The sequence below is a fragment of the Brevibacillus dissolubilis genome, from assembly GCF_006170445.1.
In the GTDB taxonomy this organism is placed as follows: Bacteria; Bacillota; Bacilli; order Brevibacillales; family Brevibacillaceae; genus Brevibacillus_B; species Brevibacillus_B dissolubilis.
Genome location: NZ_VCNA01000011.1, coordinates 136,356 through 158,177, shown reverse-complemented (window position 1 = coordinate 158,177; position 21,822 = coordinate 136,356). Strand labels below are relative to the sequence as shown.

Below are 21,822 nucleotides of genomic sequence, written 5' to 3'. Positions count from 1 at the left end.
TATGGAGCTGTGGTGAAGTTGGAGTTCACGCCGGTCTGTCACACCGGAGGTCGCGGGTTCGAGTCCCGTCAGCTCCGCCATCTTTTCAAAAGATAAGGCGAAAAAATAATAACATATGCCGGTGTAGCTCAATTGGTAGAGCACCTGACTTGTAATCAGGGGGTTGTGGGTTCAAGTCCTATCGCCGGCACCACGTTGGGGTATAGCCAAGCGGTAAGGCAACGGACTTTGACTCCGTCATTCCTAGGTTCAAATCCTAGTACCCCAGCCATTTTTGAGAGCCATTAGCTCAGTTGGTAGAGCATCTGACTTTTAATCAGAGGGTCGAAGGTTCGAGTCCTTCATGGCTCACCATTTTTACAGATGAACAACAAAATCGTGCGGGTGTGGCGGAATTGGCAGACGCACCAGATTTAGGTTCTGGCGGGCGACCGTGGGGGTTCAAGTCCCTCCACCCGCACCACACAACATACAAAACATGCGGACGTAGCTCAATTGGTAGAGCGTCGCCTTGCCAAGGCGAAGGTCGAGGGTTCGAGACCCTTCGTCCGCTCCATTTATTTTCATAACAGATGTGCCCTTAGCTCAGCCGGATAGAGCGTTTGACTACGAATCAAAAGGTCGGGAGTTCGAATCTCTCAGGGCACGCCATTATGCGGGTGTAGTTCAATGGTAGAACTCCAGCCTTCCAAGCTGGTCGCGTGGGTTCGATTCCCATCACCCGCTCCATACTTACATACGATAAGGCTAGAATGCTCAGACATTCTAGCCTTTTTTATATGCGTAGAGATTAGGGGAGTTGAAGTTCTCCTTTGATGGTGAGAACGGCTGCACCGCCAACCTTGATGATAGGGGCAGTGGCACCTGTTCCATCGTTGGTTACACTGGAATGATTAGTTTTGCTTGTTTCGATTGAGACCAGTAATGTGCCGGGGCGGCTCATGGCGTGCCCTTGACCAAAGGTAAGCTGATGATTCTGATCAGGAGAGAGGATTTTTTCGAGAACGAGGTAACCTGCGAGGGCACCATTGGCGGAGCCGGTTGCTGGATCTTCAGGGATTCCTACAGCAGGGGCAAAGTCTCTAGTATATACATCGTGGAGAGGATCATTGAGGGTGAACAGATGGGTCGTGCTCACGCCAAGCTCCCGGTTGAGTGCTTCCAGCTCGGAGAGGGATGGTTTGGCAGTGTCGATTGCTGTCCGGGTGCGAACAGGGATGATCAGATGCCAGTTGCCGGTGTTAGCCAGACGGATCGGATAGCGGTGGTCAATCTCTTCGGCTGGGACACCGATCAGGCGGCTTACGATGTCCGCGTCTATGGCGACCTCTTTTACTTGGGGAGCGATTTGGGTCATGATGGCGGTCTTCAGCTCGCCGTTTTCTTTGATCCAGGCGACGGGAACGAGACCGATTTTGGTTTGCAGCCGGACTTGGTCTGTTTTGTCGCTCCAGCCTTGTTCGGTGGCGAGCAGCCAAGCGAGGGCTAACGTGGCATGACCGCAAAAATTGATTTCGCTCGAAGGGGTAAAGTAGCGGACGGTGAAATCGGCCTCCGGATGATTAGACGGCAGCAGAAAGGCTGTCTCGGGCAGGTTCATTTCACGGGCGATCAACTGCATCTCCTGTTCGCTTAAGCTGCTTGCATCGGGGACGACTCCGGCTGGATTGCCGCCAAAAGGGGTTGAGGTAAAAGCATCTACGTGATAGATGGGGATTTTTCTCATTTGGTTGCTCCTTTTTACTCTCATTCGATTGGGAATAATAACAAATATACAATCTGCCAACATCATAGTATACTTCCTTACAGTTATCAAACGGGGAATGTTCTCAGTTGAAAAAATTTCCTGATATTTGAAACCAGGCTCTCGTTCATTACGTATTAATGGGTAACAATCCAAAGTAGGAGGATTCGAGCGATGGCAAAAGAGAATTCTACGGTGAATCAATCGACAGACAATCAGTCCACGATGAATAGAAGTACGGGGATAGAACCAGAGACTAATCGAACAAAAACGAATTGGAAGAAGGAGCTTGGTGAATGGGGACGCTCGATTGGGACGGTAGCGATCGTGGCGGGATTGATCTATTCATTCTTGGGAGCGCCGTATGCGGTTCATGGAGAATCAATGATGGCGACCCTGCATAATAATGAGCGCGTTGTTGTCAATAAAGCGATCTATCATCTCCAGCAGCCAGACCGTGGTGATATCGTGGTTTTCCATGCTACCCCAACAGAGGATTACATCAAGCGTGTCATTGGCTTGGAGGGTGATCGGGTGGAAGTGGTAGATGATGTGCTTTATATCAATGGCGAGGCAGTAGACGAGCCGTATCTGGCCGAGAAGCGCAAAGAGGCAGCGGATATGGGGCTTCCATTGACGGAGAATGTTGCGCCGGTCACTGTGCCGCCTGGACATGTGTTTGTCATGGGGGATAACCGCCGAAATAGCAGAGATAGCCGTGAATTGGGTCCTATTCCACTTGAACAGCTGGTAGGACGTACGGAGTTGGTATACTGGCCATTTACAGATATACGTTTAGCTCATTAGTTCTGATTTCCTGATTCGACAAAAATCACCAAAATAGTAGCTAAAAACGACAAAACAGACAGGGAAACCTGTCTGTTTTTCTTATCTTCTATAAAATTATATAAAAAATGTTACAATTGTTTGAGTATTTTTATCGAAACATTATTTACGGAGGTAATAAAAAATGTATAATTAGAAAATATACGTGTCTATTTTTGTCACTCCGTTATGACGTGTATATAAAAAACAAATAGAGAAAGGGGAATTTTTCATGGATTTTAGGGAGACGATGCATCGTCGGAATAAGCTGATGGTCATTTTGTTGTGGACTTCCCTTATATTGTCCACGACTCTGGACCTAATCATCGGTGCGCCCTTTATGGGGATGATAGTCATGGCGGTAGCTGGCTCTGCCATATGTATTCTGATTACGGTCATGACGTACAAACGGATCTATGAGCTTTCTGTAATGTATGTCGTAGTGGTAGTATTGGCGGCCATGACCTGGGCTGTAGTCGAAAGTGATCCGCGTATCGTCAGTTACTTCATGATCTACTTTAGTCTGGCCGTTGTTTCTCTCTATCAAAATCCGCGCCCCATTATATTAACAGGCTTGATCGGATTGATTTACACGAATATTTTTTACTTTATCTATAAAGAAAATATGTTCTCAGGAATTGATATGCATGGACTGCTTTCGATGAATCTGTACTTGATTCTGACGACTGCACTGTTGGTGGCGCAAGGCCGATTTGGCGAAAAAACGCTGAAAGATGTCGAAAAAAGTCGTAAGGAAGCGTTGGTAGCCAAAGAAGAGATGGAAGAATTACTGGTGGAAATCCGTGAATCGATTGCTGGACTGAGCAGCTTCAGTGAAAACCTGCAAGCCAATGTGAACGTGACTGGGAAGATCTCCAATGAAGTGACCAAAGTGTTCGGTGAGATTGCAAAAGGGATTGAGGGTCAGACCACGAGTGTAAACGATATCACTCACTCGATGCACCAGGTGGACAGTGGTGTCAGCGAGGTGGCGATGGCCTCGACAATGATGCGTGATTTGTCGATTTCCATGGACGGTGTGGCCAAGCAAGGCAATGAGCATATGTTATCTCTTACCCGCGAGATGGATAATGTAAACCATATTATCCAAAAAACTGTTACACTTACAGATGAATTAAATAAACAAGCGGGACAAATCAGCGAAATCCTCAATACAATCAGCGATATTGCTTCTCAAACAAACCTGCTGGCACTCAATGCAGCGATTGAGTCGGCGCGTGCGGGTGAACATGGAAAAGGTTTTGCTGTAGTAGCTAACGAAGTGCGTAAGCTTGCAGAGAATTCGCATCAGTCAACCGCGAAGATCTCTGGGATTCTGGAAGATATTCAGCGGAAGACGCAGGAGTTGTCGGGCCATATCTTAAATGGCCGTGATGCCGTCCAGTCCAGCAGCAAAGCGACAGAGAAGGTAGACCATGTGCTCAAACAGATCAGTGACAACACAGGCAACGTTGTGAAGCAGGCAGAAAACGTCAGCAAGGAAGTCCTCGATCTGCAGCATACATCACGTGTGATCTATGAAGAGGTAACAAGTATATCCAGTGTAACAGAGGACAGCACTGGACTGGTTGAAGAGGTGCTCGCCAGCGTAGAAGAACAGCATCGTCGGATTATTACCATTGTGGATAGTTTTAAAGAGCTTGAATCCCTCACATGCAATCTGAAGACGATCTCTCACAGTGAAGCCTGTGAATAGAGCGTCACACATCTAGAAACTGGGTTGAGTTGCCCAGTTTTTCTTGTCCTTCTGCCAGTCTCTTGTGCGGAATGGGTGTTGAATACGGAAAAAGCGGGAAGAGCAAAAAGATCAGTCATAACCAGGCCTTGCTATTAATGTTGCGAAGGTGATCGAATTGCAAAAGGTGCAGAAAGAAATGGAACAAGTGAAATGTATGGAAGAGCGGATTCAACGTTGCCACGAGATTCTGGATCATCATCCTTATGCGGTCTATGCGCTTGATGCGGAGGGACGCTTTATCAGCGCTAATCAGGCTTTTGTCAGACTGAGCGGGTATGAGCGTGCAGAGATCCTGGGTTCGTCCTGGAAAAACAAAGTAGCTCTCCATCATCACGATCAAGTGTATGAATCAATGATACAGATCAAGCAGGGTGAGTCCATGCAGCTGCAGCTGGAGATGGTCCGCAAAGACGGGGAACTGATTGAGTGGCAGGTAACCCATGTGCCGATACTGGATCAGGGCGAGTACGTTGGAATCTATGGGATTGCCAGCGATCTCACGGAGCGGCGGCAAGCAGAGCGGGAATTATGGCTGACACGGGAAAAGCTGGAGTCTTTCTTTTCTCATACCGGTGATTCTATCGTCATCCTAGATACAGACCGTAACGTGATTGGAGTCAACGCAGCATTTGAGCGGTTGTTCGGTTATACCAATGAGGAGTTGAAGGGTAAGGAGCTGCCGATCATTCCAGAAGAGTTCCAGGAAGATATGAATGCGATCTATGTAGATGTGTTTGCGGGGAAGGAAGTGCCGGCCTTTGAGACGGTGCGTCTGAGCCGGGATGGGGCAGAGCTGATTATCAGTCTGACGATCTCTCCGATCCGCGATCAGGGTGGGAGTGTCTCCGCCATCGCCAGTATCGCCCGTGATATCACGCGGAAAAAAGCGTTGGAGCAGGAATTGCGGTTCAATGCGGAAAAATATCGGACGATCATGGACAACATGTTTGACCTGATCTGTATTGTGGAACGGACAGGGTACCTATCTTACGCGTCACCGTCACATGAGCGGATACTCGGTCTGCCCTATAAGGAATATGAAGGGCGGAATGTAGCGAGCTTCACCCATCCCGATGATTTGGAGCGGTTGGCAGGAGAATTAAAGATTTTATATACAGAAAAAACGCCTGTGCAGTCCGAAATCCGTCTGTTCCGGGCTACGGATGAAGTCTGGATTACGGCGGAGGCACGGTGCATGCCGCTGTTTGATAAACGGGGAGAAGTGGACCGCATCATCGTCGTGTCCCGTGATGTGACGGAAAACCGCCGGGCGGCGAAGTTGCTTGAAGAGAGTGAGCAGCGTTATAAGTGTCTGTTCGAATATAACTCCAATGCGGTTTTTTCGCTGGATCTGGAGGGGAACTTCACCAGTATGAACCCAGCGGCTGTACAGATTACCGGGTATGAGATGTCTGAGCTGGTGCGCTCCAATTTTCGGGACATGCTGCTGCTGAGTGAGAAGGAAAAGGCATTCTACCATTTCCGGCGTGGAAAGATGGGAGAGCCGCAGAATTTTGACTTAACATTCTTACATAAGCAGGGGCATCCGATTGAGCTGCAGGTCACGACAACGCCGATTTTTGTGCACGGGGAGTTCGTTGGGATCTATGGAATCGCCAAGGACGTGACCGAGCAGAAAAGGGCGGAGGCGCTGTTCAACTATCTGGCGTATCATGATGAGCTGACCGGCTTGCCGAACCGTCGCCTGTTCACCGAGCGGCTGATGGAGATGCTGGATCACGCGAAGCAACATAAAGAAAAGCTGGGGGTCCTGTTCATCGACTTAGATCGGTTTAAGCTGATCAATGATTCACTGGGACATGCTTTTGGTGACCAGCTGTTGCAGGCGGTGGCGGAGCGTCTGGAGAGTTGTCTGCCGGTGGGTGCTATGGTGGCGCGCATGGGTGGGGATGAGTTCACCCTGTTGATCCCGAATGTCGACGTTCAGGAAAAAGTGACACAGGTGGCGCACTCGATTATTGATTCGCTGTCACATCCCTTTTTCTTCGGGGGGCAGGAGTTCCATACGACACCAAGTATCGGGATCGCGGTCTACCCGGAGGATGGCGAGGATACGGAAAGCCTGATGAAGCATGCAGATGCTGCGATGTATCGGGCGAAGGATCAGGGGCGCAACAACTATCAGCTCTATTCGTCGATCCTCGATAACCACACCCTGCCGCGTCTGGAGTTGGAAAATGCTTTGCGCAAAGCGATTGAGCGGGATGAGTTCGTCCTGCATTATCAGCCGATTGTCGATTCGGCGGGCGAGATTCGCGGGATTGAAGCCTTGATCCGCTGGAACCATCCGGAAAAAGGCATGGTGGCACCGGGACAGTTCATCCCTGTGGCGGAGGAGTCGGGGCTGATCGTGCCGATGGGCCAGTGGGTGATGCGGACAGCCTGCCGGCAAAACAAGGCATGGCAAGATGCCGGGCTGCCGAAGGTGCGTGTCGCGGTCAACCTGTCCACCTATCAGTTCCAACAGAAAAATCTGGTTGATCAAGTAGCGGGTGTATTGGAAGAGACAGGGCTTTCACCTCAATATCTGGAATTGGAGATCACAGAGAGCATTGCCGCGCATAACGTGGAGGATGTACAGGCCAAGCTGAGAGCGCTCAAGGAGATGGGGCTGCATATCTCGATCGATGACTTCGGGACAGGCTATTCATCGCTTAGCTATCTGAAAAAGTTCCCGATTCACTCCCTCAAAATCGACCGTTCGTTCGTAGGTGACCTCACAACGGACAACGATGATGCGACGATTGTTGAGGCGATCATCGTGATGGCGCACAGTCTCAAGCTGGGGGTCATCGCTGAAGGGGTCGAGTGCCAAGAACAGCTGGACTTTTTGCGTGAATTAAAATGTGATGAGATGCAGGGGTATTTCTTTGGCAAGCCGATGTCGGCCGAGGAAGTGGCTGGGATGTTAGGGGCTTGTTGCAGACAGATAGGATAATTGATAGGACGATGATGGAGGAACCACTTCTCTTTTTTGATCTGGGTGAAGAAAAGGGGAAGGGGTTCCTTTATTGTGTATGATTTGCCAAATATTTATGATTTTTTATTTGATTTGCCTCAAAAATCAGGTTATCTTCATTATTGTAAGCGTTTTCACAATTGGATTAGATATCCTCATTAGCTTGTTGAGAAAAGTTCAAAAAGGTAAGCCCTTACATGTGAGATAACCTGACATATGAGGTTGTTTTTAAAAAAACACTGGGTTATTATGTTAAAGGATGTTATGAATTCTGATGTTTCTTACTTTTACATAAATTCGAGGGGGAGCTTCATGCATTGGACAGAGCGGGAAAAGGAGAAGCTTTTGATCGTGGTAGCCGCTGATTTGGCACGGCGGAGGCAAAAGCGTGGGTTGCAGCTGAATTACCCAGAGGCGATGGCGATTCTTACCTATGAGATTCTCGAAGGTGCACGCGACGGCAAGTCTGTAGCCGAGTTGATGCAGTGGGGGGCGACGATCCTCACCGAGGATGATGTGATGGAAGGTGTAGCGGAGATGATCGAGGAAGTGCAGGTAGAGGCGACTTTTCCAGATGGGACGAAGCTAGTCACGGTGCATCAGCCGATTCGCCCGAAGAGACTGGTGGCGGCAGAGGGGGATGCGTAGCATGAAGCCGGGGGAGTATCGATTAGGGAACGGGCCGATTCGCCTCAATGCGGGGCGGCCGACTGTAGAATTGCTGGTGGTCAATCGAGGGGATCGTCCTGTGCAGGTAGGGTCCCATTATCATTTTTATGAGGTGAATAGCCAGCTTGATTTTGACCGTGAAAAGGCATTGGGGATGCGGCTGCATATTGCAGCGGGGACAGCAGTGCGCTTCGAGCCGGGTGAAGAGAAGCCGGTGACACTGGTCGCGTATGGCGGCAAGCGGGAGATGTATGGTCATAATGGATTGGTCAATGGTCCGTTGCCAGAGCTTATGATGACAGAAGATTGTGAAGAATGTGTAGATACTGAGATCACACCGCTTGCCGGAACAGAGGGGCTCTTGATTACGAGGGAAGCCTATGCAAGCATGTTCGGCCCGACGACGGGAGACCAAGTGCGACTGGCTGATACAGAATTATTCATTGAAGTTGAAAAGGATTTTACTGTGTATGGAGATGAGTGTAAATTCGGCGGTGGCAAAGTCTTGCGTGATGGGATGGGGCAGGCGTCCCGGACAACGCGTGATGAGGGTGTGCCTGATCTGGTGATTACCAATGCGCTGATTCTCGATCACTGGGGCATTGTCAAAGCAGATATCGGGGTGAAGGATGGCCGGATCGTCGGGATCGGCAAGGCTGGCAATCCCGACACGATGGAAGGTGTCGCACCGGAGCTGATCGTGGGGGCTTCGACAGAGGTGATTGCAGGGGAAGGCTTAATCGTGACGGCAGGTGGGATTGATACGCATATTCATTTTATCTGTCCGCAGCAGATCGAGACGGCACTGGCTTCGGGGATCACGACCATGATCGGTGGCGGAACAGGGCCTGCGACGGGGACGAAAGCGACGACGTGTACACCGGGGGCGTGGAACATTCACCGGATGCTTGCAGCTGCAGAGGCTTTTCCGATGAACATCGGTTTCTTGGGAAAAGGAAATGCGTCCGGGGAAGCGGCCTTGGCGGAACAGATTGAAGCGGGAGCGATCGGGTTGAAGCTGCATGAGGACTGGGGGACGACCCCGGCAGCTATTGATACGTGCCTGACGGTGGCGGATCAGTATGATGTGCAGGTGGCGATTCATACAGATACGCTCAATGAAGCAGGATTCGTCGAGGATACGATCAAGGCGATCAAAGGCAGAACGATCCACACCTACCACACCGAAGGCGCGGGCGGTGGTCATGCACCTGATATCATCCGTCTGGCGGGCGAGGGTAATGTGATTCCTTCCTCGACCAATCCGACCCGGCCTTTTACGGTCAATACGATCGATGAGCATCTGGATATGCTGATGGTCTGTCATCACTTGGACAGCCGGATACCCGAAGATGTGGCATTTGCAGATTCGCGGATTCGGCCGGAGACGATTGCGGCAGAGGATATATTGCATGATATGGGAGTGTTCAGCATCATCAGCTCGGATTCGCAGGCGATGGGGCGGGTCGGGGAAGTGATCACCCGTACGTGGCAGACGGCGGAAAAGATGAAACGACAGCGTGGTGCATTGCCGGAGGAGACAGGGGACAATGATAACTTCCGAGCCAAGCGGTATATCGCCAAGCTGACGATCAATCCGGCGATTACCCATGGGATCGATGAGTATGTCGGTTCGGTTGAAGTGGGCAAGGTGGCTGACCTGGTGCTGTGGAAGCCCGCCTTTTTCGGGGTGAAGCCGGAGCTGGTGCTCAAGAGCGGCATGATTGCCTATGCCGCGATGGGCGATCCCAACGCATCGATTCCAACACCGCAGCCTGTGATGGGGCGTCCGATGTTTGGCGCATTTGGCCGGGCGTTGAGCGAGACTTCGCTTACATTTGTCTCCCAGATTGCTTATCAAAAAGGAATCGCCAAGCAACTGGGTCTGCAAAAGCAGGTAGTGCCTGTGAAAAACTGTCGCGGGATCGGAAAAAAAGAAATGGTTCACAACGCAGCCACCCCGGATATTCAGGTGAATCCGGACACATACGAGGTAAAGGTGGACGGCGAGTTGATCACGTGTGAGCCGGTTCGGGTCGTTCCAATGGCACAGCGTTACTTTTTATTCTAAGGAGGGAATGAGGATGGTAACTTTTTTGCCACTGGTACAGTTGATCGATTCCGCATTTCCGACAGGCTCGTTCTCCCACTCGTTCGGGTTGGAGACGGCCATGCAGGAGGGACGTGTGCGTAATGCCGCGCAGTTGACCGAATGGCTGCGCTCGTATGTGACCGGAAGCCTCTCCCCGATGGAAGGAGCCGCTGTGCTGTATGCCTACCAGTTAGCCCAACGGTTGATTGCAGAGGAGCCGAATTCGGAGCTGACCCGTGAGAACCTCAAAGAACTGGACCGGAAGCTGACGCTCTCCAAGCTGGCGCGTGAATCCCGTGAAGGTGGGATGAAAATCGGCCGTCGCTATCTCTACAGCGTGCTGGAGCTGTACCCTGACTCTGGGTTGAAAGAATACGAGTCTTGGGTCACGCAAGGCGAGTGCTTCGGCAACTCGTGCATCGTGCATGGCTGGATCTGTGCGTACCTGCTGCAGGCTCCGGCACTCACGGTGGTCAGTCATATGTACGCCTCGGTCAACAGTCTCGTACAAAATGCGCTCCGCTCCATGGCAATCGGCCAGACTGACGGGCAAAAGGTACTGCAAGCCCTGATCCCGATCATCGAGGCGGAGGCACGCAAGATGGTGCTCACCCCGGTCTCAGAGGCGAGCCTTTCCTGCCATAACCTGATGCAGGAGATCGAAGCGATGCGCCATGAAACGCTGTATTCCCGTTTGTTCATGTCATAGAGACAGATAGAAAAAAGGAGAGATACCTATGTGCCAAGGTCAAGGTCATGACCATCATCATCATGAATGGAAGCATCGCAGTTACCAAGGAGGACGCCCGATGCGTGTCGGAATCGGCGGCCCTGTCGGCTCAGGCAAAACAGCGCTGGTTGAAAAGCTGTGCTGGGCGATGAAAGAAACCTACAGCGTGGCGGTAATCACCAATGATATCTATACCAAAGAAGATGCGGAAATCCTCAACCGCACTGGCGTCCTGCCTGCTGACCGAATCATCGGTGTAGAGACAGGTGGTTGCCCGCATACAGCAATCCGTGAAGATGCCTCGATGAATCTGGAGGCGGTGACTGATCTGGAGCGACGATTTGGTGAGCTGGATATTATTTTTATCGAGAGTGGCGGGGATAATCTTGCGGCTGCCTTCAGCCCGGAGCTGGTCGATCTGTTCATCTATATCATCGATGTAGCCCAAGGGGAGAAGATCCCGCGCAAGGGCGGGCCAGGTATCATGCGCTCTGATATGCTGGTGATCAACAAAAAAGATTTGGCTCCGTACGTACGCGCAAGCCTAGAGGTGATGGACCGCGACTCTCAGCTGATGCGCGGGGAGAAGCCGTATGTATTTACCAATCTCTTAGATAACGATGGGACAGCGGAAATTGCCGCCTTCATCTCGGCTGCCTATCACGAAGGCATGACACCTCCTTCGCTATGAGAGTCAACGGTTCATGGAGCGGGGTGATCGGTCTGAGCGGGGGACGAAGCTTTCTCGCTCATTCCCATCACCAGGCACCGATGAAGACAGCCAAGCCTTTTGTAGGGCCGGACGGAGAATTGATCCTGTATTTGATGGATTCTTCGCCCGGTCTTTTTAATGGGGATAAACAGGAGATCACCTGCACCTTGGAGGCGGGTGCGGAGCTGTACCTGACCAACCAGTCCTCGTGCAAGCTGCATCCATCTGTGGAGGTGGAGGCGGGCAGCAGGCAGGTGAGTACGTTTTATGTTGGGGAGGGGGCTTTTCTGGAGTATCGGCCTGAGCCGTTGGTGCCTTATCAGGGGTCGCGGCATGAGGGGGAGACGGTAGTGCATCTGGCAACAGGTGGACAGGCTGTGGTGAGTGAGATCATTACTCCGGGGCGCGTGGGGCATGGAGAGGTCTGGGCTTATGAGAGGATGATGAGCCGCTTATCCGTGTATTGGGACGGGGAGCTGGCGGTGTGGGATTCGCTGTTGCTAGAGCCGAAGTCATGGGAGACATCGCTTGGATTGTTGGGGGAGTATACGCATGTGGCGACGCTGTGGGTTCTGTCCGAGCAGGTGAGTGGGGAGCATCTGCGGCTGCTGCAGGAGTTCTTGGCTCCGTGTAAAGAGGGGGATGTGTACGCGGGGGTGAGCCGGTTGAGTAAAAATGGGCTGGTTGTGAGGCTGTTGGGGAGGTCGGTGTGGCAGTTGGAAAAGGTCATGCAGGAGTGTTGGGAGATGGTGAGTGTGGAGATGCGGGGGAAGGGGGCTTTGAAAGTTAGGAAGTAAAAGCAAGGTATGCCAACAATGACTGGTAAGTAGATAGCCCCTTAGAGTCATGCAGAAAAGACTAGCCCCCGTTATACTGCATACAGAGAGATAAAGGGATCCACATACATTCGTAATACCTCTGTTCTTCCTTCTGTTGCACTCATGTTTTCCTACAGCATCACCTGTTTTTGCTCACGATAGCAAATCACAGGCCGAGTCCCGCGATCCAACGATCATTGTCAGAAACTCGGTCCCGAACGCAAAAATCAGGACAAAACGAAAACCGAGCTTCACCAAAAAAAATCTACCACCCCCGCCCAAGCACATCTTCACATAGATGGCTTGAGCGGGAGGGTAGATTCTTTTTTACTGCATCCAAAGGGAGAAAAGCCCCTCCGTAATCCCGAGATTGTACATGTAATACACGCCGAACACCACGCTGACCAGCCCGGTCGCTTGGGTGAGACGGCGGTTAAACTGCAGGCGGTTCGCCGTCAAGACGAACGGAATCCCGAGCAGGGTCGTGAACAGCAGCATTCCGAGGATCGTGCCTGCGCCGAAGATCAGGATGTACAAGCCGCCTTCCCAGACGCTTGCGACCGTACTCATCGTCCAGAGCACCATCGCGGCACTGCCCGCCAGACCATGGACGAAGCCGATCAGGACGGATTTCAGATAAGAAGATTTGGTTTTGGTATGTATGTCTTGGTGATCAGATGGGTCAGGTTGGATATGATGATGCTCGTGTCCGTCATGCTCGTGGGCGAGCCATTGCATCTTTTTACGGCCAAAGGCAAACAGATTGGTCACACCGAGGTAGACCAGCATGATGCCGACGGTGAATTCGAGCGACATGGCCCACTTTTCCGGGATTTCCCCTTTCATCATGATGAGCAACAGACCGACGATGAACAGTGTCGCGGTGTGCCCGATCCCCCAGAAGACTCCGGTCAAAGACGAGCGCCACAGATTTTTGCTGTGGCCTGCAATCGTGGAGACTGCGATCATATGATCTGGCTCAATCGCGTGCTTGATCCCCAGCACAAACCCGACCGACAGGACAGCCAGCAAGCTTTCTTCCATTCTAACACCCCATTATTTTTTGGTATGATGTACAAAAAAGGTCCGATGACCGCGATAATCATAAAACGTACAGAGATTCGCCTTTTACCGGGCAAAATCCTGCTAATGGAACAGGAATAAGAGGTGAATATCAGCAGATGACATACCGGACGTTAAAATGGATCACGATTATTCTGCCGACATCGGTGATCGGCGGGTTTGAGTTTTTTCGGCATAGTGTGCATTTTCCTTATCTGACGATGGAGCAGGGGAATTTTGTGATTACTCTGCTGGCGTTGTTGTTGGCTTATCTGTTTGCGACCTGGATGTTTAACCGGATCAATGAGATGAACCGGCGCATCACAGAGGAACAGTCGCGACGGGCGGTCTATGAGGAACGGGAGCGGTTGGCCCGTGAGCTGCATGAGCATATCGCGCAGACGCTGTTTTATCTCAACGTCAAATTAAACCAGGGCGATCTCGCGGAGTCGAAGCATGCGGTGGCCGAGATTGATCATCATATGCGGCAGGCGATTTTTAATCTGCGGTCCACACCCGAGGAGACTGGTTCACTGACACTGCGGCTGGAAAAATGGCTGTATGAGTGGAGTGTGCTGACAGGGATTTCGGTAGAGAAAAAGTGGGAGGGGCTAGACGGCTTGTTCTCCTCGCAACAGGAGGTGCAGCTGTTCAGTCTGGTTCAAGAGGCATTTCACAATATCCGCAAGCATGCTGATGCGACACAGGTGTGGATCTGCTGGGAGCAGGCGAAGGATGGGAATCGGCTAAGCATCCGCGATAATGGCAACGGTCTGGATGACATGCCTGCCGATGTGACCCATTACGGGATTCGGATGATGCAGGAGATGGCAGATAAGCTGGGAGCGGCTTTTGGGATTGTCACACATGAGCAGGGGGGGACAGAAGTGAGCCTGACCTTTGCCAAGATGGGGCCTATGACCGAGTCCAAGCCCAGATCCAAGGTTAAGGAGGGAATCCAATCATGACAAGCTACCGTGTACTGATCGTCGACGACCATCCACTGGCCCGGAGTGCGACCCGGAGTATGCTGGCTGATGATCCGAATTTTATCGTAGTGGGGGAGGCGGACAATGGGGAGGAAGGCGTGAGACTGTGTGAGGTCTTCCAGCCTGATGTCGTACTGATGGATATCAATATGCCGGGGTGCAATGGATTAGACGCGACCAAGCGGATCAAGCATCTCTACCCGCAGATCAAGGTGGTGATCCTCAGTGTCTCCGATGATGTGGCCGATCTGTTCACAGCTGTGCAATTCGGCGCACAGGGGTACCTGCTCAAAAATATGCAGCCCAAGGAGTGGCTCGCTTACCTGCGCTCACTGCTTACCGAGGACGCGACCGTATCACGTGAGATGGCAGGGCGTCTGTTTCACCAGTTCCGGCCCGCTTCGGCCAAAACAGACGAGCCCAGTCCGAGTATCCTGACACCGCGTGAAACAGAGATCCTCCAATACGTGGCACTCGGAGAAACCAACCGTCAGATCGCCAATCATCTGGTGATCACCGAACATACGGTCAAGAATCATATCAAAAATCTGCTAGAGAAGCTTTACTTGGAAAACCGCGTTCAACTGGCTGCCTATGCGCACCGGCACGGGATTAAGCGGGAACAGGAGTAGAAGTAGAGAGTGAGGAAGATCATGAAGCGAAACAGACTGAATCAAACCAATCTGCATACGGATTACACCAACATCTCCTATCTGCAAAACGGCAATCAACGCCAACGCGCAGCGTATCAGGTGCTGGCAGACAGCCGTATTTTTACGATTCTGGAGCCATACATGCCTGTACTCACGGGAACCATTCCGATCGAAATCGACGTGGAACGAAGCGACTTAGACATCATCTGCGAGGTCAGACCGGACGACTTTACCGCTTTTGAACAGCTGCTCCGATCTACATGGGGGGAGCAGCCCGGCTTTTCACAGCGGAGCTATCCGATTGGAGTGGTACACTCAAGTGTCACCGGATTTTTCTACGGGGGGTTCGAGTTCGAGATTTTTGCACAGTCAGTGCCGGTTATCAGGCAAAATGCCTACCGCCATATGCTGATCGAGGCCCGGCTCTTGCAGCTGGCAGGAGAGGCGGCACGTACTGAAATCGTGCGGCGAAAGCAGTCTGGGATGAAGACAGAGCCTGCGTTTGTCGATTATTTTCAGCTGGGGGGAGACGATCCGTACCTGCGCCTGCTGGAATTGGAAGGGCTCAGTGACCGGGAATTAATGATGCTGATCGGAAAAGGGGATTGACGCCCTGACGCCGATCGGCTATTATGTTAAACATCAAATCGTAATGATTACGATTTAAGAAAGGAGTCACCTGGAATGAACGATTCGAGAATACCTGTCACCGTACTCAGCGGTTATCTTGGCGCTGGCAAGACCACGATCCTCAACCATATCCTGCACAATCAGATCGGGCTTCGTGTCGCTGTCATCGTCAATGATCTGAGCGAACTCAATATTGATGCAGAATTGGTGAGGGGCCCTATGGGTGTAAGCCGCATCGATGAAAAGGTCGTGGAGATGTCCAACGGCTGTATCTGCTGTACCCTGCGGGAAGATCTGCTCGTCGAGGTGGAGCGCCTCGTTCAAGAAGACGCGTACGATTACATACTGATCGAATCGACAGGCATAGGTGAACCGGTTCCGGTTGCCCAGACATTCACTTATATAGATGAAGAACAGGGGATCGATCTGTCCCGTATCTGCCGACTGGATACGATGGTGACGGTGGTGGATGCCAACCGTTTTTGGCACGACTTTTCCTCAGGGGAGACGCTGTTGGATCGCGGGCAGGCTGTAGACGGAGACGATGTGCGTGAGGTGGTGGACTTACTGGTGGATCAGATCGAATTCTGCGATGTGCTGATCCTCAACAAATGTGACATGGTGTCAGAGGAGAATCTGGCGGAGCTGGAGGCGGTCCTGCGTAAGCTTCAGCCAAGGGCCAGATTGATACGCTCCGTTCGAGGGCAGATCGATCCTGGCGACATCCTCAACACCGGGTTGTTTGACTTCGAGCAGGCGAGCCAATCGGCGGGTTGGCTGCAGGAATTGCAAAAAGATCATCATGTTCCAGAGACAGAGGAGTATGGCATCTCATCGTTTGTCTATCGTCGCCGCATCCCGTTTCATCCAGAGCGTCTGGCTCTCTGGCTGGAAGAATGGCCGGAGGAGGTCGTCCGTGCCAAAGGCTTCGTCTGGCTGGCTACCCGTCATGACGTAGCGATCACCTTGAGTCAGGCAGGCCCGTCCATTGAGATCGGTGCGGCGGGATATTGGACGGCTGCTTTGCCACAGGAAGAGCTGGAAGCCATCCTCGCCGAAGAATCCGAGTGGGCGGCTGAATGGGATGCCACTTACGGTGACCGGATCAATGAGCTAGTTTTCATCGGGATCGGGCTTCACCGGGAGCAGATCACAAGCGATCTCGATGGATGTCTGTTAACCCCGGAAGAGATGACACAAGACTGGAGCCGTCTGCCAGACCCGTTGCCGCAGAGCAATGTGATCGTCGAGACGGAGCTTTCAAGCTGATCAGGAACGACACAGCTTTTTCAATCCCATAAAAAATAAAATTCAGGAGGTATCCATTATGAGAGTCAACATCACCCTGCAATGCACCGAAACCGGTGACCGCAACTACATCACCACCAAGAACAAACGCACCAATCCAGAGCGTCTGGAGCTGCGGAAATACTCGCCCCGTCTGAAGCGGTACACGCTGCACCGCGAAACCAAATAAGATCAAGATTGGTTACCAAGAAGAATCCGTTTTTGGGCTGTATGCCTGAAAAAGGATTTTTTTATATTTTGTGTCTTTATATCTATTGTAAAACTAGCAAAAAACAGTATGATTACATTGTTAATTAAATTAATTAAGTTAAAGGGGTTGAGTTTTCATGATGGCAAAACGGTATTTGGTACATGCCTTGGTTTTCGCCATGCTCTTGATGTCCTTCGGCACTGCCGCAGGCGCTGAGACAATTACGACAGTGACAGGGGGGATGATCAAAAGCTTGAACAAAGATACAGGCGCGATCATCGTAGAGTCTCCGCTGCAATTTTCCCCTGAATTAGAGTTTCCTTATTATGCCGACCCGCTCAAAATTCTTGTCACCGATCAGACGATCATCGAGCGTCAGGGAGAAGCGATTCCATTTGACCAGATTCATGAGTTTGAAGAATTGGACATGGCGACAGGTGTGCTGGAAGGAAACGTCCTGCATGCGACGAAGGTTCAGGTGATGCAATCTATTGGCGGAGGGACATACACAGGTACAGTCAAGGCAGTAGACCCTGTGAATTCCCGTATTATTCTGCAATACTATGACAGCTACTGGTTTACCTTTGCAGTGCCGGCGGGTACACCTCTGATGATCAATGGACAAGCCGCCACCCTTGCTGACTTGAAAGTCGGGGCAGAAGGCAGTATTGAATCCTTGATCTATGACCGCACTTATTGGAAGGCTCAAAGCATCGATATGACACAGCCAGAGGGTCCGAACACCAATCCGGCAGACACGATTGTCTTCATCGAGAACGGTGTGGTCGAGTCTGTGGATCAAGCCGCCAAGACGATCCAGATCACCAACCCGGCATACGACCCTGCCACAGCGAATATGCCGACCGCTTCGCTGGTGATGAATGCGAATGCACTGGTTGCCCGTGATAACACGGGAGATACATTGAATGAGATTCAACCTGGTGATACCGTGCGCCATGTGGAAGGGATTCTGAAGGGTGACCAAATCGAAGCTACCATGGTACATATCCGAGGTCCGTTTACCGATATTCCAGCCTATCCGGGAGAAGACCCGAACGCGATCACCCGTGTTACACTTGATCAGCATGAAGTACTGATGGAACCAAATAAAATAATCAGCCTCGACGCCACGATCCAGCCAGAAGGAGCAGATGAATACAGCCTGAGATGGACCAGTGACAACGAAGCAGTTGCCGTGGTGGGCGGTTCTGGCAGATTCGTCCATGTGATGTCGATGGAAACCGGTGTGGCGAATATCACGGTTTCCACTGCTGACGGTAAGTATCAAGATACCTGCAAGATCATCGTAGAAGACCCGGCCTTCACGGTAAAAGGCGGCATGATCAGAAGCGTAGACGTTGCCAATGGAATTGTGGTGGCAGAGGCTATACGCGAATACATTCCGTACGACACGTATCACATAGACCCGCTTACGATTGTGGTGGACGATCAGACCATCATCATGGACAACGATACTCCGATTACCCTCGACCAGATCAAGCCGTACAGTGAATTCCTCCAAGCAGATGGTGTGATCAAAGATAAAAAGCTCTACGCCACCAAATTGGTTGTGTCTGAGATCGTCTGGACGACCGAACAGAATGTCAAAGTGATCGCGGTAGACCTTGTGAACTCCAGCATCATTACAGAAGACAATTCCTCTTACTATAAATGGCTGCGGTTCTTTGAAGTGCCGGAAGATACCGTATTCCAAATCAACGGCCAACCGGCCACCCTTGCTGATCTGAAAATTGGCGCAAAGGGGCTGATTACGTACAAGGATCATTACCGCACCTATGGGGAAGCTATTGAAATGGACATGGCCCAGGATGACAGCGCAACACCAGCGCAAGCGGATACCATCGCCTTTTTTGAATCAGGTGTAGTCGAGTCTATCAACGGCAACAGCATCCGCATCTCCCGGCCAGTCTTTAAGCAATCAACGGTATCCATGGCGGAAATTACCGTGAATGTGGACCCTCGTGCTCTCTTCTCCATAAATAATTTTCAAGAAACCATTGGGGCACTCAAACCGGGAGACACAGTCGGTCACGTAGATGTCATCATTCATCCCGACAATACCGTCACGGCTACTGGGCTTCACTTCAATTCAACCACGTACTAACTTTCTGACTCATACCACCCGTCTCCTATTTTCAATCTGGGGACGGGTTTTTTTTATGTGTGCGATAAGTGTGATAGATACGTAAAAAAGAGGGATCGAGAGAATAGCGCCATATGGACAATCTAATCGTACCTCATCCTTACCGCCCCATTCGCTATCACAGCGTATACTCGGTATAATTGAACCTTGTGAGTAACGGCCCGACTTTTCTGAGAGGGGAAAGTCAAGTTTTGTCTACCAAACAAGGAAGAGAGGTACGAGATGAATTTAGCTACAATAAAACAAGAATGGTTCTCCAACATCCGTGGTGACGTACTGTCCGGGATGACGGTTGCGCTTGCGCTGATTCCAGAGGCGATTGCGTTTTCGATCATTGCCGGGGTAGACCCGATGGTGGGCTTGTACGCGTCGTTTTGTATCGCGGTGGTGATTGCCTTTGTGGGTGGTCGTCCGGGTATGATTTCGGCGGCTACAGGGGCGATGGCACTTTTGATGGTGACCTTGGTGAAGGAGCATGGGATTGAGTATCTGTTTGCAGCTACCGTGTTGACCGGAATCATTCAATACGGATTAGGCATCCTGCGGGTAGGGCGCTTCATCACCTTCGTGCCTCATTCGGTCATGATTGGGTTCGTCAACGCACTGGCGATTCTGATTTTTATGGCGCAGCTGCCTCATTTTGTCGGGGCGTCTTGGATCATGTATGCGATGGTGGCGGGATCACTGGCGATTATCTATCTGTTGCCGCGTCTGACCAAAGCAGTCCCATCGCCGCTCGTTGCGATCATCGTGATGACGGTTCTGTCGATTACGATGGGACTGGATGTCCGCACCGTAGGCGATATGGGACAGATCACCAGCGCATTGCCGCTGTTCCATATCCCGATAGTGGAGCTGTCGCTTAACACCTTGTGGATTATCCTTCCGTATTCCTTCGCCTTGGCGATTGTTGGTATCTTGGAGTCTCTGTTGACCGCAACCATTGTTGATGAGATGACAGATACCAAAAGCTCGAAGAACCGCGAAGTGAAAGGTCAGGGCATCGCCAACATCGTCACCGGCTTTTTCGGTGGGATGGCAGGCTGTGCGATGATCGGTCAGTCTGTGATCAACGTCAAATCAGGAGGCCGAGGCCGTCTGTCCGCATTCGTGGCAGGTACGTTCCTCTTGTTCCTGATCTTGGTTCTAAGTGACGTCGTCAGACAGATCCCGATGGGCGCACTCGTCGGTGTCATGATCATGGTATCCATCGGTACATTCGACTGGAAATCCGTGATGGAACTGAACAAAATGCCGCGTCCAGATGCCCTCGTCATGGTTGTCACCGTAGCCATCGTCGTCGCAACACATGACCTGTCCAAGGGCGTATTCGCAGGTGTCGTCCTCAGTGCCCTGATCTTCGGGTGGAAAATGGCTCGTATGCGTACCACGACCCGCCTCGAAAACAACGGCGCAAGCAAAGTCTACACGGTCTCTGGTCAGCTGTTCTTTGGCACGATGACGCATTTTATCGATCAGTTCGATCCGGCAGGTGACCCGGATACGGTCATGATCGACTTTTCGCATTCGCATGTGTGGGACCTCTCAGCCGTCACAGCGATCTCCAAAGTCGTTCATAAATATCAATCCCAAGGTAAGACCGTTCAACTGATTGGTCTCAACGAAGAAAGCAAATCACTGGTGGATCGCGTCGGTCTCGGCGTCCCATCCGGCCACTAATACTCACATCCATAGTAAAAAAAGAAGAACCTCCCGCTGACCCAGCTTGTAAGCTAGGCTGGCAGGAGGTTTTTTGTTGTTATCCTGTCAGAGTAGGCAAATAACCATTTTGTGTCCAGTGTTTGACAACAATCGATTTACGTAATAAAATGTTTTTACGTGAATCAATCCTTTTATTAGGAGGTGAATCTGCACTTGTCTTCACCATCCGAGCAACTAGACACCTACCTCGTCGAAGCACCTGAACAGGCGATGGTACTCTTGAATCCATTGCGGGCAGAGATTCTTGCCCATCTGATCGTACCGGCCTCCGCAGCCGAATTGGGACGCACGATGAGTCAGACCCCTCAGCGGATTAACTACCACCTCAAAGCATTGGAGAAGGTGGGGCTGGTCAGGCGCATCGGCACACGCCAGGTGCGTAATCTGGTAGAGGTCTTGTATCAGGCGATTGCCCGTACGTTCGTCCTGGCTGAATCGCTTGGACTTCATCCCGAGACCACCCAGAAATTGAAAGACCAAGGCTCGCTCTCGCATATGATTACCACAGCAGAACGGATCAAAAAGGATGCCCTGCAGCTCATGGAGCAATCCGATCAGGCCGAAGTCATCCCAAGCGCCACTCTACATACGCAGATCACACTCGCCAGCGCCGAACAGCGCAGCGCATTCGTCGAAGAATACGTCCAACTCGTCCAACAACTGGCCGCGAAGTATCAGAGCGAAGAGCCATCTGCCGATCCGTCATCATCAGCGAATGAAGCGTACAATGTCATGCTTGCCGTCTATCCACAACCCAAGCAAGGAGGGGCATAAC

The 21,822-nt window shown here is 51.4% G+C and carries 18 protein-coding genes and 8 tRNA genes; 24 read left to right on the top strand and 2 right to left on the bottom strand.

The features are described 5' to 3' along the window. Window positions 1-3: 3 nt before the first annotated feature. The 8 genes from FGI41_RS19735 to FGI41_RS19700 all read left to right on the top strand — a co-directional run bounded on the left by FGI41_RS19735 (window position 4) and on the right by FGI41_RS19700 (window position 729). Window positions 4-80, top strand: a tRNA-Asp gene (locus FGI41_RS19735). Between the two features lie 37 nt (window positions 81-117). Beyond that, window positions 118-193: transfer RNA gene (locus FGI41_RS19730), tRNA-Thr, on the top strand. Between the two features lie 3 nt (window positions 194-196). Beyond that, a tRNA-Gln gene (locus FGI41_RS19725) sits at window positions 197-271 on the top strand. Between the two features lie 7 nt (window positions 272-278). Further along, window positions 279-354: transfer RNA gene (locus FGI41_RS19720), tRNA-Lys, on the top strand. A 26-nt stretch (window positions 355-380) separates the two neighbouring features. Further along, window positions 381-463 (top strand) — tRNA-Leu (locus tag FGI41_RS19715). A 17-nt stretch (window positions 464-480) separates the two neighbouring features. Then, window positions 481-556: transfer RNA gene (locus FGI41_RS19710), tRNA-Gly, on the top strand. Window positions 557-574: 18 nt separating this feature from the next. Further along, window positions 575-651 (top strand) — tRNA-Arg (locus FGI41_RS19705). A gap of 4 nt (window positions 652-655) precedes the next feature. Further along, window positions 656-729, top strand: a tRNA-Gly gene (locus tag FGI41_RS19700). A 61-nt stretch (window positions 730-790) separates the two neighbouring features. Here FGI41_RS19700 and FGI41_RS19695 read toward each other — a convergent pair. After that, the gene (locus FGI41_RS19695; RefSeq protein WP_139492034.1) at window positions 791-1,726 is read right to left on the bottom strand and encodes a PhzF family phenazine biosynthesis protein; all 936 of its coding nucleotides are present in this window, start codon (window positions 1,724-1,726) and stop codon (window positions 791-793) included. Window positions 1,727-1,969: 243 nt separating this feature from the next. Between FGI41_RS19695 and lepB the strand changes: the two genes are divergently transcribed. The 8 genes from lepB to FGI41_RS19655 all read left to right on the top strand — a co-directional run bounded on the left by lepB (window position 1,970) and on the right by FGI41_RS19655 (window position 12,308). Next, a complete protein-coding gene (lepB, locus tag FGI41_RS19690; protein WP_139492047.1) occupies window positions 1,970-2,551 on the top strand; it encodes a signal peptidase I in 582 nt (193 codons plus the stop codon). Window positions 2,552-2,924: 373 nt separating this feature from the next. After that, complete coding sequence (locus FGI41_RS19685; RefSeq protein ID WP_218015246.1) at window positions 2,925-4,286, top strand: methyl-accepting chemotaxis protein; 1,362 nt, start codon at window positions 2,925-2,927, stop codon at window positions 4,284-4,286. A gap of 178 nt (window positions 4,287-4,464) precedes the next feature. Then, a complete protein-coding gene (locus FGI41_RS19680) occupies window positions 4,465-7,287 on the top strand; it encodes a bifunctional diguanylate cyclase/phosphodiesterase (RefSeq protein WP_139492032.1) in 2,823 nt (940 codons plus the stop codon). A gap of 333 nt (window positions 7,288-7,620) precedes the next feature. Next, entirely contained in the window at window positions 7,621-7,956 is a 336-nt protein-coding gene (locus FGI41_RS19675; protein WP_139492031.1) for an urease subunit gamma, read from the top strand. A 1-nt stretch (window position 7,957) separates the two neighbouring features. Then, a complete protein-coding gene (ureC, locus tag FGI41_RS19670) occupies window positions 7,958-10,048 on the top strand; it encodes an urease subunit alpha (RefSeq protein WP_139492030.1) in 2,091 nt (696 codons plus the stop codon). A 13-nt stretch (window positions 10,049-10,061) separates the two neighbouring features. After that, window positions 10,062-10,778 (top strand): urease accessory protein UreF, encoded by a 717-nt coding sequence (locus FGI41_RS19665; RefSeq protein WP_176560359.1) that lies wholly within the window; start codon window positions 10,062-10,064, stop codon window positions 10,776-10,778. A 28-nt stretch (window positions 10,779-10,806) separates the two neighbouring features. Then, complete coding sequence (gene ureG / locus FGI41_RS19660; RefSeq protein ID WP_139492028.1) at window positions 10,807-11,490, top strand: urease accessory protein UreG; 684 nt, start codon at window positions 10,807-10,809, stop codon at window positions 11,488-11,490. Continuing rightward, window positions 11,487-12,308, top strand: a complete 822-nt coding sequence (locus FGI41_RS19655) for an urease accessory protein UreD (RefSeq protein ID WP_139492027.1) — start codon at window positions 11,487-11,489, stop codon at window positions 12,306-12,308. Before ureG ends, FGI41_RS19655 begins: the two co-directional genes overlap by 4 nt. Window positions 12,309-12,656: 348 nt before the next feature. On the opposite strand, the gene FGI41_RS19650 is transcribed toward FGI41_RS19655, so the two are convergent. Then, entirely contained in the window at window positions 12,657-13,373 is a 717-nt protein-coding gene (locus FGI41_RS19650; RefSeq protein ID WP_139492026.1) for a LysE family transporter, read from the bottom strand. 137 nt (window positions 13,374-13,510) lie between these two features. Here FGI41_RS19650 and FGI41_RS19645 point away from each other — a divergent pair, with 137 nt between their 5' ends. From FGI41_RS19645 to FGI41_RS19610, 8 genes are all read left to right on the top strand, one after another. Next, window positions 13,511-14,359, top strand: a complete 849-nt coding sequence (locus FGI41_RS19645; RefSeq protein WP_139492025.1) for a sensor histidine kinase — start codon at window positions 13,511-13,513, stop codon at window positions 14,357-14,359. Next, the gene (locus FGI41_RS19640) at window positions 14,356-15,012 is read left to right on the top strand and encodes a response regulator (RefSeq protein WP_139492024.1); all 657 of its coding nucleotides are present in this window, start codon (window positions 14,356-14,358) and stop codon (window positions 15,010-15,012) included. The genes FGI41_RS19645 and FGI41_RS19640 overlap by 4 nt, the downstream gene beginning before the upstream one ends. A gap of 21 nt (window positions 15,013-15,033) precedes the next feature. Further along, a complete protein-coding gene (locus FGI41_RS19635; protein WP_139492023.1) occupies window positions 15,034-15,642 on the top strand; it encodes a DUF4269 domain-containing protein in 609 nt (202 codons plus the stop codon). A 75-nt stretch (window positions 15,643-15,717) separates the two neighbouring features. Beyond that, complete coding sequence (locus tag FGI41_RS19630; RefSeq protein WP_139492022.1) at window positions 15,718-16,932, top strand: GTP-binding protein; 1,215 nt, start codon at window positions 15,718-15,720, stop codon at window positions 16,930-16,932. Window positions 16,933-16,990: 58 nt separating this feature from the next. Beyond that, a complete protein-coding gene (gene rpmG, locus FGI41_RS19625) occupies window positions 16,991-17,140 on the top strand; it encodes a 50S ribosomal protein L33 (RefSeq protein ID WP_139492021.1) in 150 nt (49 codons plus the stop codon). A gap of 157 nt (window positions 17,141-17,297) precedes the next feature. After that, window positions 17,298-19,286: an Ig-like domain-containing protein gene (locus FGI41_RS19620; protein ID WP_139492020.1), complete on the top strand. Its 1,989-nt coding sequence runs from the start codon at window positions 17,298-17,300 to the stop codon at window positions 19,284-19,286. A gap of 261 nt (window positions 19,287-19,547) precedes the next feature. Continuing rightward, window positions 19,548-21,005, top strand: coding sequence for a SulP family inorganic anion transporter (locus FGI41_RS19615; RefSeq protein ID WP_139492019.1), 1,458 nt, complete (start codon window positions 19,548-19,550; stop codon window positions 21,003-21,005). A gap of 252 nt (window positions 21,006-21,257) precedes the next feature. Beyond that, window positions 21,258-21,821 (top strand): winged helix-turn-helix domain-containing protein, encoded by a 564-nt coding sequence (locus FGI41_RS19610; RefSeq protein ID WP_139492046.1) that lies wholly within the window; start codon window positions 21,258-21,260, stop codon window positions 21,819-21,821. Window position 21,822: the final 1 nt, after the last annotated feature.